The organism is Psychrobacillus sp. OK032, from assembly GCF_900111345.1.
Classification (GTDB): domain Bacteria; phylum Bacillota; class Bacilli; order Bacillales_A; family Planococcaceae; genus Psychrobacillus.
In genome coordinates this window covers 1-17,200 of sequence record NZ_FOGY01000005.1, presented here as the reverse complement: position 1 = coordinate 17,200, position 17,200 = coordinate 1, and the positions used below count along the sequence as shown (strand labels likewise).

The 17,200-nt window shown below is 37.5% G+C and carries 15 protein-coding genes and 1 rRNA gene; 9 read left to right on the top strand and 7 right to left on the bottom strand.

What is annotated here, in order from left to right:
- Positions 1 to 100: 100 nt before the first annotated feature.
- The gene (locus tag BMZ04_RS10760) at positions 101 to 1,336 is read right to left on the bottom strand and encodes an MFS transporter (RefSeq protein ID WP_093269711.1); all 1,236 of its coding nucleotides are present in this window, start codon (positions 1,334 to 1,336) and stop codon (positions 101 to 103) included.
- Positions 1,337 to 1,475: 139 nt separating this feature from the next.
- Here BMZ04_RS10760 and BMZ04_RS10755 point away from each other — a divergent pair, with 139 nt between their 5' ends.
- On the top strand, positions 1,476 to 2,213 hold the full coding sequence (locus BMZ04_RS10755; RefSeq protein ID WP_304442097.1) for a peptidylprolyl isomerase: 738 nt from the start codon (positions 1,476 to 1,478) through the stop codon (positions 2,211 to 2,213).
- A 16-nt stretch (positions 2,214 to 2,229) separates the two neighbouring features.
- On the top strand, positions 2,230 to 2,454 hold the full coding sequence (locus BMZ04_RS10750; protein WP_093269706.1) for a hypothetical protein: 225 nt from the start codon (positions 2,230 to 2,232) through the stop codon (positions 2,452 to 2,454).
- Positions 2,455 to 3,301: 847 nt separating this feature from the next.
- Here the strand turns inward: BMZ04_RS10750 and BMZ04_RS10745 are convergent.
- Positions 3,302 to 4,468 (bottom strand): MalY/PatB family protein, encoded by a 1,167-nt coding sequence (locus BMZ04_RS10745; protein WP_093269702.1) that lies wholly within the window; start codon positions 4,466 to 4,468, stop codon positions 3,302 to 3,304.
- A 76-nt stretch (positions 4,469 to 4,544) separates the two neighbouring features.
- On the opposite strand from BMZ04_RS10745, the gene BMZ04_RS10740 reads away from it, so the two are divergent.
- Positions 4,545 to 4,805, top strand: a complete 261-nt coding sequence (locus tag BMZ04_RS10740; protein ID WP_093269698.1) for a DUF1871 family protein — start codon at positions 4,545 to 4,547, stop codon at positions 4,803 to 4,805.
- Positions 4,806 to 4,853: 48 nt separating this feature from the next.
- On the opposite strand, the gene BMZ04_RS10735 is transcribed toward BMZ04_RS10740, so the two are convergent.
- Together BMZ04_RS10735 and BMZ04_RS10730 are read right to left on the bottom strand one after the other, a co-directional pair.
- Positions 4,854 to 5,066: a helix-turn-helix domain-containing protein gene (locus BMZ04_RS10735; protein ID WP_093269693.1), complete on the bottom strand. Its 213-nt coding sequence runs from the start codon at positions 5,064 to 5,066 to the stop codon at positions 4,854 to 4,856.
- Between the two features lie 97 nt (positions 5,067 to 5,163).
- Positions 5,164 to 6,501, bottom strand: coding sequence for a sodium-dependent transporter (locus BMZ04_RS10730; protein WP_093269688.1), 1,338 nt, complete (start codon positions 6,499 to 6,501; stop codon positions 5,164 to 5,166).
- A gap of 361 nt (positions 6,502 to 6,862) precedes the next feature.
- Between BMZ04_RS10730 and yugI the strand changes: the two genes are divergently transcribed.
- On the top strand, positions 6,863 to 7,234 hold the full coding sequence (gene yugI / locus BMZ04_RS10725; protein ID WP_093269683.1) for a S1 domain-containing post-transcriptional regulator GSP13: 372 nt from the start codon (positions 6,863 to 6,865) through the stop codon (positions 7,232 to 7,234).
- A gap of 159 nt (positions 7,235 to 7,393) precedes the next feature.
- On the opposite strand, the gene BMZ04_RS10720 is transcribed toward yugI, so the two are convergent.
- Positions 7,394 to 8,713: an AAA-type ATPase lid domain-containing protein gene (locus BMZ04_RS10720; protein ID WP_093269680.1), complete on the bottom strand. Its 1,320-nt coding sequence runs from the start codon at positions 8,711 to 8,713 to the stop codon at positions 7,394 to 7,396.
- 135 nt (positions 8,714 to 8,848) lie between these two features.
- Here BMZ04_RS10720 and pruA point away from each other — a divergent pair, with 135 nt between their 5' ends.
- The 4 genes from pruA (at position 8,849) to BMZ04_RS10700 (ending at position 14,327) form a co-directional block, all read left to right on the top strand.
- On the top strand, positions 8,849 to 10,393 hold the full coding sequence (gene pruA, locus BMZ04_RS10715) for an L-glutamate gamma-semialdehyde dehydrogenase (RefSeq protein ID WP_093269675.1): 1,545 nt from the start codon (positions 8,849 to 8,851) through the stop codon (positions 10,391 to 10,393).
- Between the two features lie 162 nt (positions 10,394 to 10,555).
- Complete coding sequence (locus BMZ04_RS10710) at positions 10,556 to 11,752, top strand: ornithine--oxo-acid transaminase (protein ID WP_093269670.1); 1,197 nt, start codon at positions 10,556 to 10,558, stop codon at positions 11,750 to 11,752.
- A 79-nt stretch (positions 11,753 to 11,831) separates the two neighbouring features.
- Positions 11,832 to 13,076, top strand: a complete 1,245-nt coding sequence (locus BMZ04_RS10705) for a Glu/Leu/Phe/Val family dehydrogenase (protein ID WP_093269665.1) — start codon at positions 11,832 to 11,834, stop codon at positions 13,074 to 13,076.
- A gap of 87 nt (positions 13,077 to 13,163) precedes the next feature.
- Positions 13,164 to 14,327 (top strand): iron-containing alcohol dehydrogenase, encoded by a 1,164-nt coding sequence (locus BMZ04_RS10700; RefSeq protein WP_093269660.1) that lies wholly within the window; start codon positions 13,164 to 13,166, stop codon positions 14,325 to 14,327.
- A gap of 304 nt (positions 14,328 to 14,631) precedes the next feature.
- Here BMZ04_RS10700 and BMZ04_RS10695 read toward each other — a convergent pair whose 3' ends face one another.
- Together BMZ04_RS10695 and BMZ04_RS10690 are read right to left on the bottom strand one after the other, a co-directional pair.
- On the bottom strand, positions 14,632 to 15,621 hold the full coding sequence (locus BMZ04_RS10695) for a cation diffusion facilitator family transporter (protein WP_093269655.1): 990 nt from the start codon (positions 15,619 to 15,621) through the stop codon (positions 14,632 to 14,634).
- 16 nt (positions 15,622 to 15,637) lie between these two features.
- Positions 15,638 to 16,357, bottom strand: coding sequence for an MgtC/SapB family protein (locus BMZ04_RS10690; protein ID WP_093269651.1), 720 nt, complete (start codon positions 16,355 to 16,357; stop codon positions 15,638 to 15,640).
- Positions 16,358 to 16,883: 526 nt separating this feature from the next.
- Between BMZ04_RS10690 and BMZ04_RS10685 the strand changes: the two genes are divergently transcribed.
- Positions 16,884 to 17,200 (top strand): 16S ribosomal RNA (locus tag BMZ04_RS10685); the annotation flags it as partial.

The following is a 17,200-nucleotide window of genomic DNA, read 5'->3' as shown; positions in this document are numbered from 1 at the left end:
ATGTACAAGATCCTGTGATATCCGCGGGGGCTCTACATGGATCTCTTATTGATCCATGTTAAAAGAATAGCACACTTTCTAGTCGAAAGTGTGCTAGTTTTTACGTTGTTTTCGCATGAAGCTCTTCATCTAACAATACATCTTCAAAATCCTGTATTGGTTTCTTCCTTGCAAAATAAATGATGAAAAAGGCGATTAAAAATAAGCTGCCAGTTACGAAAAATACAGAAGATATGCCGATATATCCACTTATAAAGCCACCAAACATAGGTCCAATAATATTCCCTAAGAAACGGAAACTTGTGTTATAGCCCATTAATTCCCCTTGTACTTCAATTGGTGCTTCCCTACGTATTAATGCAGTCGTTATTGGAATGAGACCACCAGATGCAATCCCAAATAAGAAACGTAGGACAATCAATTGCCATAAATCAGTAACGAATGCCTGAGGAATGATAAATATAAAGGCGATGATTAGTAAAGCGGATAATACTTTCTCGTATCCAATTGAATCTCCAAGTTTCCCCCAGGTTCTAGCAAATAATAAACTTCCGACCCCGGTTGCACTAAATGTAATTCCTGCCAGTAATGCAACTTGAGTTGAATTCGTTAAATGCGAAACATATAAAGATAGGAGCGGCTGAATACTAAATAAGCCGATTTGAACAATTGACGTAATCATTAATACATTTAAAATGAGTCGGTGGTGAAAAATACCGGAGATAACTGTTTTTCTAGAAAATTCATGATCGCTCTTATTCTTTACTTTTTTGATTTCTCGAATACCAAAAACAACGAGCAATGCAGCGATTGAAACAGCAGAAGAGGTAATGATAAAGGTATACTGAAAACCGAAAGTATCTGCTAAAAGCCCCCCCATTACCGGGCCAAATAGTGTACCAGAAACACTTCCCATTTGTAGCGTTCCCATCGTTTTTCCAGCTATATTTCTTGGAGTTTGTGCGCTTATGAAAGCTAGTGAAGTAGGGATAAATCCAGTAACAATCCCCATAAATAAACGAAGGACAAAAAATGCTTCCACGGAATGAACGAAGCCCATTAAAAAAACGCTTGTTGCGATACCGAAGCCATTAATAATGAGTATAGGCTTGTACCCATATTTATCCGCAATTCTTCCCCAAACGGGAGACATTAAAAAAGCGGTAACAAAAGTAACTCCGAAAACGAGTCCTGCCCATTTTTGGACATAAGCTTCAGAAAAGTCACCCATACTGTTTAAATATAATGACAAAAAGGGCATAATCATTGTCATTGTGCCTGCTACGAGAAAGTTAGAAACCCACATGATCGTAAAATTTCTCTTTTGTACGCTCATCGAAATCCCTTCTTTCTTTTTGTTGCGTACTTAATAGTCATATACTATTATAGAGTATTTCGAGGGACTAAGAAAGTTAGATACTTTGTCACTGAAAATAAGGAGCTAATATGTTAAAATAATTTGGGGTGAATGATTCGTGAAAAAGTTACTTATATTCGTTTTAATATGTACTGCTTTTTTCTTGAGCGCTTGTGGTAAAACTGCCACGGAAGCACCGAAAGAGGAAGCCGTAACGGAACAAGAAACAGCTGAAGATACAAATTCAGAACAACAAGGAGAGATAGGCGTGTATCCACAACTAAAGGCAGAAGTCGCGTCAAACGAGGCGTTAGTTATTATGCATACATCTATGGGGGATTTGAAAATCAAGCTATTCCCAGAATATGCACCGAAAACAGTCGAAAACTTTTTAACACATGCGGAAAACGGCTATTATGAAGGCATCATTTTCCATCGAATTATTCAAGATTTCATGATTCAAGGTGGAGACCCAACTGGAACAGGAATGGGTGGAGAAAGTATTTATGGTGAAGAGTTTGAAGACGAATTCTCGATGAACCTATTTAATTTAAGAGGCGCTTTATCTATGGCAAATGCTGGCCCTAATACGAATGGTAGTCAGTTCTTTATCGTTCAATCATCTCAACCACCAGCAACAGTAGAGCAATTAACAGCAGGTGGATGGCCAGAAGAAATTGCAGCAGCATATGCGAAGAATGGTGGAACACCACATTTAGACCAAAAGCATACAGTATTTGGACAAGTAATAGAAGGAATGGATATAGTCGATCAAATGGCTGCAGTTGAAACTGGGGCACAAGATAAACCAGTAGAAGATATTTCAATTGAATCCATCGAAATTATTCAAAAATAAGTAAGGAAGTGTAAAGATGTTTACTTTTTTACAACCAGGGTTCCTATATTTGTATTTCCCAGAAGATAAAACAGAATATATTCCAGTAGTACTCGAATTTCTTGTATTATTGGTTATTTGTATATTTGTTTTCAGATGGTTTAAAAAGAAATCAGCTAAAGACGCTGAAAAAGCGAAAGTATTAGAAGATAAGATCATGAAAATGAGAAGAGAAGAACTAGAAAAGCAGTCACCCCAATGAGGTGACTGCTTTTTAAGTTTTGGAAAATAAGATCGATGGTATGTCACAGTTTAGGAATAATGTGCATTAAAAAGCTCAATTAAGTGTCCGCTATGATTTCCGCTGCAGGCGGACGCTTTCCGCGGGCACGGCTTCAATCTCCTCGTCACTACGTTCCTGCGGGGCTTTCAGCTCGTGCTGTTCCCGCTGGAGTCGCCGCCTTACGCTTCAATCAACGAAGTATGCTTGCTAATTAGCGTTTAGCTAAACAACACCAATAAGAAATATTAGAACGGCCGCACGAAGGTAAAAGTGGCAGCTATCACTATTTGAAAAGAATTTCTTATTAAACAGTGAACATGAGCTTCACTATGTTATGAATTACTAAATAATGTATATTTTCATAATGTTAATAGTCGTTAGTCGTCTCCTATTAAGTAAACTCTTTGATATGGGAAATGATTGCTTCCGTACCTAAATTGATTGCTCTCATGCTAGTTTGGTTGCTTTCCTTATAGAACTAGTTGCTTTCAATGACCAGTTGGTTGCTCTTACCCATTTACTGGATCAATTTTTACGAGATACTTACTAATAATGGATTTTTCCTTTCGTTTCTAATAAAACATTTGGTTTATAAAGCGAGAATCTAATTAGTCAGCGAGCTTCATTGATTTTCGCGGAAGGGCGGCGACTCCTGCGGGATGAGTGAGACAGATGAAACTTCACAACGCACGCGTAGCGTCGGTGAAGGTTCATCGCTCACCCCGCGGAAAGCGTCCGCCCTGTAGCGAAAATCATTGCGGACACTTTGCCTAACTTGCTAAGACACAGTATTCCTAAAAGCGTAAGTAAAGCCTCTCGTGGATAATCATTCTAACGCTCTAGCAAATCGGGCAACGCCTTCTTGAATGATTTCAAACGGGCAGGCACAGTTCATTCTTAAAAAACCATCACCTGCTACTCCGTACTTCGTGCCCGGCTCGAGCGCAAGTCTCCCTTTCATTAACAATCTTTCCATTATATCTGGTTCAGAAAGTCCCGTATCCCGGTAATTAATCCATAACAAATATGTGCCTTCTGGTTTCACTACTTTTATGCCATCTATATTGGATAAATGCTCTATAGCGTAGTCCATATTAGATGAAAGAACCTCCATTAACTCCTCTAACCATGGTCCCCCTTCTTCATAAGCAGCTTGTAATGCCGTCAAAGCAAAAATATTTAGTCCCATTGTTCCGCGAGTCATTGCGAAATGCTCCAATGTTTTCCGTTTTTTTTCATCAGGTACAATACTAGCCGCGGCCTGAATTCCAGCAATATTGAATGTTTTAGTAGGCGCAAAGAATGTAATAATATTCGAAACATCTTCTACTGCATTAAGTAAAGGAGTATGTTTAAAAGGTTTATATGTGAGGTCAGAATGGATTTCATCCGACAAAATAAGGACATTATATTGTTTACATAGTGCTGCCATTTGTTTTAGATCTTCTTTGCTCCATACTTTGCCACCTGGATTATGCGGATTACATAAAATAAATACTTTTACCCCTTTTTGTAAGCACTCTTCAAAAACTTCCATATCCATTTCATATGAGTTGTTTTTTTCCTTCAGAAGGCATGTGATGACTTCTCGTCCTAAATTTTGAGGGATACTTGTGAATGGAGGATAAACAGGAGTATGGATCAGTACTTTATCGCCTAGTTCTGTAAATACTTCAATCGCTTCTGCCATGGCTGGTATAACTCCTTGGCGAAATAAAATCCATTCGTTGTTAATCGTTAATTGATGCTTGTTTAAAACCCAATTAGTCATTGCAGATTTAACTTCATCTGGTGTAATGGCGTAACCAAAAATAGGATGTTCCAAACGTTTATGAATAGCATCTTTAATAACCGGTGCAATAGCAAAATCCATATCTGCAATCCACATAGAGAGAACATCGGATGTATCCTCCAATGAATAAATTTGATCAAGCATGTCCCATTTGACAGAGAAGGTGTTTCTTCGGTTATAGATAGTAGAAAAATTAGACAAAATAATTTCTCCTTTCAATTTGAGATTATTATGTTATTATATCCCTAACTAATAAAAACTAGTAAGGTGAAACTAAATGGATACAATTGAAATGAATAGAAAAGCTGTTTGGACACTTCAAGAGTGGGATCCATTCAATCTAGGAGTAGATAGTTATGAAACAGAAACAGCTGATGTCGTAGCTGATTTACAAAATATTGATCATCCATCAGAGCTTGCGAAGCGAATTCAAGAGATTTATGAGCATTCGTTCGAGGAGTGGATTCCGCTTGAGAAATGTGTAGAGATTTCATATAAGTTAATTGCTTTAAAATATGAAATGAAATGTATAATTTAAAAAAAGAAAAAGCTTTCGGTTTCAGTCCATCCCGAAAGCTTTTTTGTTTTACGCATCTTGTAGGCCATCTAATAAATTGGATGCTGGAACTTCCAATGCGTTAGATAATTTTAAGATTGTTTGTACTGATGGTGTTTCATTACCCGATTCATATGCTTCTAGTTTTCCAGTTCCAATTCTTGTTTTTAAGGCAAGAGTTTCTAAAGAAATATTACGTTCTTCTCTTAGTTGTCGTAATTGTTCATGCAATTCTTTTTTCATGTATTCATCCACCCCTTTAAAAGTCTTAATTGTTACTATATTATAGCATAATTCTTTTTAGAACAGCTTTAAAGTATTGACAGATAAACTACTATTTTTACAAAAAGAATTTAATAATGCCTTGCAAAAAAATAAGAATGATTGCGATCGGTGCAGCAAAACGAACGATAATATACCATGTATTAAACAAAGGTTGCCCTAACTTTAGCTCGTTGTATAGCTCTGTCTTCTTTAATTGGTATCCAGCAAATAGCGAGATGAATAATGCACCTAGTGGTAATCCAAAACTGCTAGTGATAAAGTCAGCAAAGTCAAAGAAAATCATTCCTAAAATTTTAACATCCGAAAGGACTCCAAAAGATAATGCGCTAGGAATTCCAACTAAGAAAATAATGAAACCATATATCCAAGATGCTTTTCTACGGCGTTCATAGTTAGAGCGAATACCGATCGATACAGATATTTCTAACATCGAGATAGATGATGTCAGCGTTGCAAATAGTAAAAGGATGAAGAATATAATCATAAAAAATGCACCGAATGGTATTTGTTCAAATACTGCAGGTAAGATGATAAATGCCAAACCAGGTCCTTGATCTGGAGTGTATCCAAGTGCAAAAACAGCAGGGAATATGACAAGCCCAGCTAATATCGAAACACCAATATTCATCAGTGCTACATTCAGTGAAGAACTTCCAAGTTTTTCATCTTTCGATAAATATGAAGCATATGTAATCATAACCGCAACACCAACACTTAAGGAGAAAAAAGCTTGTCCAAGAGCTAGCAAAATTGTTTTTCCGTTAAAATAAGACCAATCCGGAACAAACAAAAACTTAATCCCTTCCATAGCACCTTCTAAAGTTACAGATCGTAGAACAAGTGCGATGAAGAAGACAAATAACAGAGGCATCATCCATTTACTAGCCCGTTCAATACCGCCTTTAATCCCTCCTTGCACAATCCAAATCGTTAACAGCATAAATGCTCCCTGAGCAATAATTACTTCCCAAGGGTTTTGGATAATGTTATTAAATAAATCACTGAAGTAATTTTCGCTTCCACCTTTAAGTTTAAAAAATACAGCTCTTACTAAATAGCTTAATATCCATCCACCTACTACACTATAAAAGGATAATATAATAGATGAAAATATTAACCCGGACCAGCCAAGAAGATACCATGGTTTTCCTGGTGCTTGTTTTTTGAAAGATGTGACAGGATCTGTTTGTCCACGTCTTCCAATGATGAATTCTGCAAGTAAAATAGGAAGACCGATTAAAAGTGTACTAAGGATGAAAAGAATAAGAAAGACACTACCACCATTAGTCCCAGCCATATATGGAAACTTCCAAATAGCCCCTAAGCCGATAGCACTCCCGGCTGCTGCTAATATAAATCCAATTTTCGATCCGAAATGATCTCGTTTTTCCAAAAATAACTCCTCCTTCATTTGGACTGTCTTATTGTACACGAGGTTTAATAGAAAATGTAGACTAATTTGTGAAACATTCTAGAACTATCTTTCGTATCACCTATACAACAAGAGAGAGCGGGAGTAACACTGTCTCAAAGCGCATTAATCGAACGCGCACAAAAAGGAGGTAAAAAGGCGTATACGGATCTAATACAACCGCATCATCAAATCGTGGAAAACTTTGCTTTCCAATGCGTGTAATATAAATGATATTCTAGATGTCGCACAATGCCGTTCAGTGATTTTTGCTAGGGAGCTTGGCGATATGTTATAATTTACCGTGACTATAACGTATATAAAGAAAGTAGGAACGGGTATTATGACAAAAATTTATAAGGTAGGAGATGTGGTCACGGGCAAAGTAACTGGCATTCAGCCATACGGAGCATTCGTTAGTTTAGATGAACATACACAAGGACTTGTGCATATTTCGGAAATAACCTATGGATACGTGAAAGAAGTTGGTGAGTTTTTGACAGTTGGCGAAGAGGTGGATGTGAAAATTCTCGAAATAGACGACGAAGCGGGGAAAATTAGTTTATCCATCCGTGAACTTCATGAAAAACCAGTTGTTCCTAAAAAAGAAGATAAACCTCGTAAAACACTACAAGCCCGTGTAGATGAGCATGATGTCGAAGGATTCAATACACTAAAAGAAAAACTAAGTGAATGGATAAAAAAATCTATTTAACGACTCGGTGAAGCAATTCTTTTAGCGAATTTGTGTAAATATAAAATGGTATTTGTGAAAAATGCTAAAAAAGTAGAGGAGGAACTTAGACAATTCCACACTCTACTTTTTTTATTTCTAGAAAAGACGACAGTTCTGCGGAAAGAGCCGTGCCTTAGTTTACTGGATGGTTCCATTTTTCATTTTACGTAATCGATACTGTAAGTTTTGGCGACTCATCCCAAGGGCTTCCGCAGCCTTTGTTACATTGCCATCATATTTATCCATCGCCTTTTGCAAGTAATATACTTCTGCTTCACGTAAGTACGCATCTAATGGAAGTAATTCTTTATCAGACGACACGACAAAATCCTCCGCTTTTTTTGTTGACTCATTGAAATCCTGAACTTTTAACTTAAAATGTAAAGGCAGCATGTCGATTTTTAATACGCGCTCCGTTGTAATCATCGAACTAATCTCATCTAAAAGTAATTCTAATTCCTTTAAATTTCCTGGCCAATCATAACTTAAAAAAGCTTGGATCACATCTTCGTCTATTTCTTGAATAGAGGAGCCATATCGATTTAAATAACGATGAAAATAATCTTCTACGAAAGGTAATATATCATCCGTTCGCTCTCTTAGTGGAGGAATATTGATCGTAACAGTTGTAAAATAATAATACAGTTCCTTGCTTAGTTGTTTTTTGGAGATTAGATCAATTGGGTCTAATCCGATACTGGCGATATATAAATTTTGACTTTCGCTATTTGCCTTTAATATATCTAATAGCTTATTTTGTAAATCGATGGATAATAAATCGATTCTTTCACAAAATATAGTGCAGTTCGATAGAGACCTAAGTTCTTTCTCAAATTTATCGATTAAATGTATATCCGAACTATGACAATACAAACTGATAAATTGCTCATTCGGTGGGGACAGTTGATGGTGAATTGCTTCTGCGATTAGGTCTTTCCCAGTGCCGGCCTCTCCTGTAAGCAGTATTGGCATTCGAACATGAGCTGCTTTAATAGACCGTTCCTTTACGTCTTTCATAAGCTGAGAAGCTGCTGTAATAGTGGAGAGGGTAATCGCTTCATTATATCTTTTTAATGGCTGATAAATTAGCCGTTCTAATGTTGTAATATCTCGAGAAAATTCAATAGCACCAATTAGTTTACCATTTTCAAAAACTGGGTATGTATCATTGATCGTCGTTATTTCCTGACCATTTCTATTCCAATACGTTTGCTTGACACGCAACACAGGTTTTTCGCTGTGCAACACTTTTAGCAAAGTACTTTCTTGCTGCTCAAACTGGAAAAGGTCCAATATGGATCGATCCACTACATCAACTGAATCTAGACCTTCAATTTCTTTCATTTTTTCATTGTAAATAATCGTTTTTCCTACTATATCAACAGCGTGAATCCCAACAGATACTTGCTCTGTAGCGAACTTATAAAAAGGGAGAAGCTTACTCAATCGGTCATTCATATAGCTCACCTCAAAAATATTTTAACATTTTAAAATTTAATACTTGAAAAACGCAACAATCTTTTGCATTATTATATATGTAAATGATTTATAAACGCAAATTATTTTTGCACTAACAATTAAAGGAGGATTTACATGTTACCTTATAAACACGAACCATTCACAGACTTCTCTAAGGAAGAAAACAAAAAAGCGATTAAAGAAGGATATAAAGTAGTAGAATCATACTTAGGTGAGGAATATCCATTAATCGTTGGTGGAGAGCGTATTACTACTGAAGGTAAAATCACTTCTTATAACCCGGCAAATAAAGAACAAGTGGTAGGTATTGTTTCAAAAGCAACGAAAGATATTGCTGAAAAAGCGATGAATATTGCAGATGAAACATTCAATACTTGGAAAAAAGTAAAACCTGAAGTACGTGCAGATGTACTTTTCAAAGCAGCAGCAATTATGCGTCGTCGCAAAGCTGAATTCTCTGCATTATTATCAAAAGAAGCAGGGAAAACATGGGTTGAAGCTGACGTAGAAGCAGCAGAAGCAATCGATTTCTTAGAATATTACGGTCGCCAGATGTTACGTTTAAAAGATGGTGTTCCAGTTGAAAGCCGTCCAGGCGAATATAACCGTTACGACTATATTCCATTAGGAGTTGCAGTAGTTATTTCTCCATGGAACTTCCCATTTGCTATTATGGCTGGTACAACAGTTGCTGCAATGGTTGCTGGTAATACAGTATTACTAAAACCTGCATCAACTACACCAATCGTTTCTTATAAATTTGTAGAAGTATTAGAAGAAGCTGGTATGCCTGCTGGTGTAGTTAACTTCATTCCTGGTTCAGGAGCAGAAATTGGTGACTTCTTAGTAGAACACCCACGTACTCGTCTAATCAGCTTCACTGGATCTCGTGATGTAGGTTTAGGGATTGTTGAAAAATCATCTAAATTGGCAGATGGTCAAATTTGGATTAAACGTACGATCCTTGAAATGGGTGGTAAAGATACAATCGTAGTAGATAAAGAAGCAGATTTAGAACTAGCTGCACAATCTATCGTAAAATCTGCATTCGGTTTTAGTGGCCAAAAATGTTCAGCTTGTTCACGTGCTGTAATCGTGGAAGATGTATACGATCAAGTAGTCGATCGAGTGGAAGAGTTAACAAAAGCATTGACAGTAGGGGTTCCTGATAATGATGAGCACTTCGTTGGTCCGGTTATCGATGGTTCTGCATTTAATAAAATTATGGAATACATCGAAATTGGTAAAGGGGAAGGCCGTTTAGTAGTTGGTGGTACTGGTGATGATTCAGAAGGTTACTTCATCCAACCAACAGTAATTGCAGACCTTTCTCCAACTGCACGTATTATGCAAGAAGAAATCTTTGGACCAGTTGTCGGACTTACAAAAGCAAAAGATTTTGACGAAGCAATTGAAATTGCAAACAATACGGAATACGGTTTGACAGGTGCAGTTATTACCAATAACCGCATGAACTTAGAAAAAGCTCGTGAAGATTTCCATGTAGGTAACCTTTACTTCAACCGTGGATGTACAGGTGCGATTGTAGGATACCAACCATTTGGTGGATTTAACATGTCTGGAACAGATTCAAAAGCTGGCGGTCCAGATTATATCGTACTTCATATGCAAGCAAAAACAACTTCTGAAATGCTTTAATACTATATAACATTAAATAGGTAGACACATCCTTGATGAGTCTACCTATTTTAAAAGACAAAAGAGAAAGTATATACTCTCTTATTAAGTATCGGTCTAGCTCCAGCGCCTCGAACAGACATAGGCGCTTGCGCTTTTCAAAAAGAAACGGGGGATATGAAAATGACAAACTCACAACATGTAATCGAGCAAACGGATAAATTTGGTGCAAATAACTACAATCCACTTCCAATCGTTATTTCGGAGGCAGAAGGTGTATGGGTAAAAGATCCAGAGGGTAATAAATATATGGATATGCTTTCTGCATACTCTGCAGTGAACCAGGGGCATCGTCATCCTAAAATTATTCAAGCACTAAAAGACCAAGCAGATCGTGTAACATTAACATCTCGCGCATTTCATAATGATCAATTAGGGCCATGGTATGAAAAAGTGAGTGAAATAACAGGAAAAGAAATGGTATTGCCGATGAACACTGGAGCAGAAGCAGTGGAAACTGCATTTAAAGCTGCGCGTCGTTGGGCTTACGATGTAAAAGGTGTTGCAGAAGATCAAGCCGAAATTATTGCGTGTAACGGGAACTTCCATGGTCGTACAATGACAGCGGTATCCCTATCATCGGATCCAGAATACAAACGTGGCTTTGGACCAATGTTACCTGGTATTAACTTAATCCCTTACGGTGATTTAGATGCACTAAAAGCTGCTATTACACCAAATACTGCAGCGTTTTTAATCGAACCTATTCAAGGGGAAGCAGGCATTCTTATTCCACCGGCTGGTTTTATGAAAGCAGCTTATGAACTATGTAAAGAAAATAATGTACTGTTTATCGCAGATGAAATCCAAGCAGGTCTGGCACGTACTGGTAAAATGTTCGCTTGTGAGTGGGAAGATGTAAATCCTGATATGTACATTTTAGGAAAAGCACTTGGTGGTGGGGTATTCCCAATTTCCTGTGTAGTTGCCGACCGTAATGTACTTGGAGTATTCAATCCAGGATCACATGGTTCTACATTTGGAGGAAATCCATTAGCTTGTGCAGTATCTGTTGCTTCATTAAATGTATTAACAGATGAAAAGCTTGCAGAACGTTCATTAGAACAAGGCGAATATTTCATGAATGCATTAAAAGAAATTCAACATCCTTCTATTAAAGAAGTCCGTGGACGTGGATTGTTTATCGGTATGGAGTTAACGGAAGAGGCGCGCCCATATTGTGAGCAGTTAAAAGAACTTGGATTATTATGTAAAGAAACGCATGATACTGTTATTCGTTTTGCACCACCTCTAGTGATTTCAAAAGAAGAACTAGATTGGGCTATTGACAAAATAAAAAAAGTGTTTAGCAATCAATAAATCTTAAACAAATCTGAACTAATGTATGTTACAATGGTTCCGAAGAAATAATTATGAATTAAAGAGGCGAAATAATCAAATGGCTGAAAACTTAAACCTGTTCACATCAACCCAGGCTGTCATTAAAGAGGCTCTGCAAAAATTAGGTTATGACGAAGCAATGTATGAATTACTGAAAGAACCGCTTAGAATGATGGAAGTACGTATTCCAGTAAGAATGGACGATAACACTGTAAAAGTATTTACAGGCTACCGTGCTCAACATAATGATGCTGTAGGACCTACTAAGGGTGGAGTGCGTTTCCATCCAGCAGTAACGCAAGAAGAAATGAAAGCACTTTCTATGTGGATGACATTGAAAGCTGGAATCGTTGATCTTCCATATGGTGGTGGTAAAGGTGGAGTAGCATGTGACCCACGTGAAATGTCCATGGGAGAAATCGAACGATTAAGTCGTGGTTATGTACGTGCTATTGGCCAAATCGTCGGACCTACAAAAGATATCCCTGCTCCAGATGTGTTTACTAATGCACAAATCATGGCATGGATGATGGATGAATATAGTCGTATGGACCAATTCAACTCACCAGGGTTTATCACAGGTAAACCACTTGTACTTGGTGGATCACAAGGACGTGATCGTGCTACAGCACAAGGTGTTACGATTATTATTAACGAAGCTGCAAAAAAACGTGATATTGATATGCAAGGTGCACGTGTAGTTATCCAAGGTTTTGGTAATGCTGGAAGCTTCTTAGCTAAGTTTTTAAGCGATCAAGGTGCAAAAGTTATTGGTATTTCTGATGCTTACGGGGCTTTACATGATCCTAACGGTTTAGATATTGATTATTTATTAGATCGTCGTGATAGTTTTGGTACAGTAACAACACTATTTGAAAATACAATTTCTAACCAAGAACTATTAGAGTTAGATTGTGATATATTAGTTCCAGCAGCGATTGAGAACCAAATTACCTCAGAAAATGCTCATAATATCAAAGCTACTATTGTAGTAGAAGCTGCGAATGGGCCAACAACTTCTGAAGCTACTAGAATCCTTTATGATAGAGGTATTCTATTAGTTCCTGACGTATTAGCTAGTGCTGGTGGAGTAACCGTTTCATACTTTGAGTGGGTTCAAAATAACCAAGGTTATTACTGGACTGAAGAAGAAGTAAATGAAAAACTAGTGAAAAAAATGGTAGATGCATTTGAAAATATTTATGAAGTAGCAACAACTCGCAACATTAATATGCGTTTAGCTGCTTACATGGTTGGTGTACGCAGAACGGCAGAAGCATCACGCTTCCGCGGTTGGGTATAATAAGTTTGTAATATGTAAAAACCGCTTGTAAAATACAAGCGGTTTTTACTAGCATTAAGGTAGATAGAATCAAAGGAGGAAGTTTCAATGAATGCATTTTCATTTTATAATCCTGTAAAGTTAATATTTGGTAAAGGGCAGTTAGCCAAATTATCAAATGAGCTTGTTAGTTATGGTCGAAAAGTTCTTGTAGTATATGGCGGGGGTAGTATAAAGAAAAACGGGTTATATGATCAAGTGATGGCAACTTTAAAAGAAGCGAATATGCAAGTATTTGAATTACCAGGAGTAGAACCGAATCCAAGACTTTCTACAGCAAAGCGTGGGGCAGAAATCTGTAAAAAAGAGGGAATTGAAGTTGTGTTAGCAGTTGGTGGTGGTTCTGTTATCGATTGTACAAAACTTATAGTAGCTGCGGCAAAATATGATGGAGATGCTTGGGACTTAGTAACACGAAAAGCAATCCCAAAAGAAGCACTTCCATTTGGAACGGTTTTAACATTAGCCGCAACGGGTTCTGAGATGAATGCAGGTTCTGTTATTACAAATGAAGAAACACAAGAAAAATACGGATGGGGAAGTCCACTCGTATTCCCGAAATTTTCGATTTTAGATCCAGTACATACATTTACTGTTCCTTTGGATCAAACAGTTTATGGTATTGTGGATATGATGTCTCATATGTTTGAGCAATATTATAATGAAGCAACGAATACGCCAGTCCATGATGAAATGATTGAAGGTGTCCTTCGTACTGTTATTGAAACAGCACCAAAGTTAGTTCAGGATTTGGAAAACTATGAGCTTCGTGAAACGATTTTATTTGCAGGTACTTTAGGATTGAACGGATTTTTACGCATGGGATATAACGGCGACTGGGCCAGTCATAATATAGAACATGCTGTTTCAGCAGTATATGATATTCCTCATGCGGGAGGATTGGCTATTATTTTCCCGAGATGGATGCGTCATAATGTACATGTAAATCCGGAGCGTTTTGCAAAGTTAGCAGTAAAGGTTTTTCAAGTGGACCCAACTGGAAAATCTGCAGAGGAAGTAGCGCTTGAAGGTATTGATCGATTAGTAGCGTTTTGGGCTTCACTCGATGCACCAACAAATTTAGCTGACTATAATATAGATAGTTCCAAAATTGATCTAATGGTAGAAAAAGCAATGGTCAACGGGAAATTTGGTAATTTTAATAAGTTAGATAAAGAAGACACAAAAGCAATACTAACTGCTTGTCTATAGAACAGCGGAAGCGCCTATTAAAGGAATACAGTCTAAGTTCGCGACATCGTGTCGCAACGACTGTATGACCTTCATCCTGAAGGCCTCCGACAGGCAAATGGGGAAGTGGTAGGTCTGCAAAGTGCGCTACATCCTGTGGTAAAAGCAGACATGACCCGCATCGTTGGCGGGCCCAGGAGGCAGTTCCTTAGCCACCACAAGCGATTTTGTTTGCGACGAGCTGCGCGCAGGAGCTAGACCGCTACTGAGTAAAAAGTTTATATTTTTGGATCTAAAAGAAAACACATGAGGGAGCAGCATAAGCTCAATCATGTGTTTTTAAAATTGTCTGTGGATCTCTATGGTGAATCCATTCTCTTATACCGTCGTCTTCATCGAATGCGATGGTGACATCTGTTACACCCTGTTGATTTAATATAAGTTCTTTCAATACATCATGAATATCATCTACTTTGGCAAACGTGAGAGTAGGATCTATTTCTGCAACTAATTTTACATGCAAAAATTCACCTTCTTTTATTACTTCTAATTCTTGGATATCCTTCACATTGGGGTTTTCGGATATGATATGGGCTATATGTACAAGCATTTGTTCATCTGTTTCTCCAAGAACACCCCTAGCGTTGTCTAAAAACACCTTCCCTACCACATAAAACATCATAATCCCAATGAGAATAGAGGCAATCCCTTCTGCTTGTAAAAATCCCGTAAAATGTGAGAGTAGCACAGCGATAAATGCAAGAATACCACCAGCAGTGGCTACTAAGTCTTCCATAAATACAAGTTTCGTTGCAGGTTTTGCGCGGTTTAAATGAGCAATACTCGTTGAAAGTGGGGCAAAGAAGCCACCTTTTATATTTACATCATGCAAAATTTCTTTTCCTGCTTTATAAAGAACAACAAATTCTAAAATAATCCCAATTCCTAAAACAATTAAACTGATAGCAACGCCACTTGAAGCTGCAGGATGCTGAATATGATGCCATCCTTCTTTAATGGTTTCGTAAGAAAGGATACCAACTAATAGTACGGCTCCCAAACAAACGAGATTAACTAATCGACCAAATCCATTAGGAAATCTAGGAGTAGGTGCTTTCTTTGATAAGGCGGAACCAATAAATACAAAGAATTGGTTCGCAGCATCCCCTATGGAGTGCATCATTTCTGCGAACATTGCTACATTACCCGTTAGGAAGAACGCTCCTGCCTTTAATGCAGCAATAATAGTATTTACAATTGCAGCAGTTAAAGAAGGTTTATTTCCTCCTTTAAGTAGTTTAAAAAATCCTTTCATACAATGACTCCTCCTACTAGATAGATTCTACTTCCACAGTCTCAATAAAATTCTGTTTTTTGATTGTATTATAAAATTCTACCGTATTTTTTTTAGTCACTATAGACAACCGCAAGTCGATTTCATGCTTGACGATATTATTGTCTAAAACAACATCTTTTATCCGGATACTTTCTATGTAAAGACCGCTAGCTTGGAGAAAATCATACACTTTCGCAATGCTTTCCGTATTTGAAACTATTACAATTAGTGATAATTCTTTCGATCTCAATCTTTTAGGTCCGATTTTCGCCATTAACGGTGGAATTATTTCAATTCCGATTAAGACAATACATACACTTAGTGCTGCTTCAAAATAAAATCCTGCTCCTACCGCGATCCCAATACCACCTGCACCCCAAATCATGGCAGCAGTCGTTAGTCCAGTAATACTATCATTACCTCTACGGAGAATAACCCCCGCACCAAGAAAACCAATTCCGCTTACAATCTGAGCGGCTAAGCGGAGGGGATCCATTGTTATGTTAATGCCTTCGTGTGGGTGAGCTTTGTAAGCGGATTCTATTGATATGTATGTGAGTAAGCAACTAAAAGTAGCAATAACGATGCTTGTCTTTAATCCAACCGGTTTCTTTTTTAGTTCCCTCTCTATACCAATTATTAAACTTAATAAAGCGGCAACAGTTAATTTAAATATTATTTCGGCACTACCATTTATGTTTGGCAACCATTCCATTATGTACTCCTCCTATATTTTTTATTGATAAGTGAGTGTATCTACTATATATATGAAGAAAGATAGCGACGTATATCATGATTAACTCTTAAGAACTTTATTAATGTAATACCCATTAACTGCAGGTTTATTCCTATTGGTCACTACTGTCCCTTCATACATGCGTATTTATACTAATAAAAATCGTAAGATTTAGAAGTAGTATTAATAAGATATAATCAATTCATTAAAGTTTTTTTAAAAAAGGGGTTGCTTTTTAATTTATAAACAGGTATATTAATACATGTCCTTCGGAACACAAATAAACATTTTAAAATCTTTTAAAAAAATGTTTGACATCTAATCCGAAAGAAGTTATACTAATAAAGTCGTCAAAACGAGACGGCAAAATGAACATTGAAAACTGAACATGCAAAACGTTAAGAAATATAGCTTGAAAGATTAACTTGTTAGTCTGATAGCAAAACAATTATGACATCATTTAATGATGATGCCAGCAAAACAAAATGAGCTTTTTAAGTTCTCTATTATGGAGAGTTTGATCCTGGCTCAGGACGAACGCTGGCGGCGTGCCTAATACATGCAAGTCGAGCGAATGATGAAGAAGCTTGCTTCTTCTGATTTAGCGGCGGACGGGTGAGTAACACGTGGGCAACCTGCCCTGTAGATTGGGATAACTCCGGGAAACCGGGGCTAATACCGAATAATCCATTTTCTCACATGAGGAAATGTTAAAAGACGGCATCTCGCTGTCACTACAGGATGGGCCCGCGGCGCATTAGCTAGTTGGTGGGGTAATGGCTCACCAAGGCGACGATGCGTAGCCGACCTGAGAGGGTGATC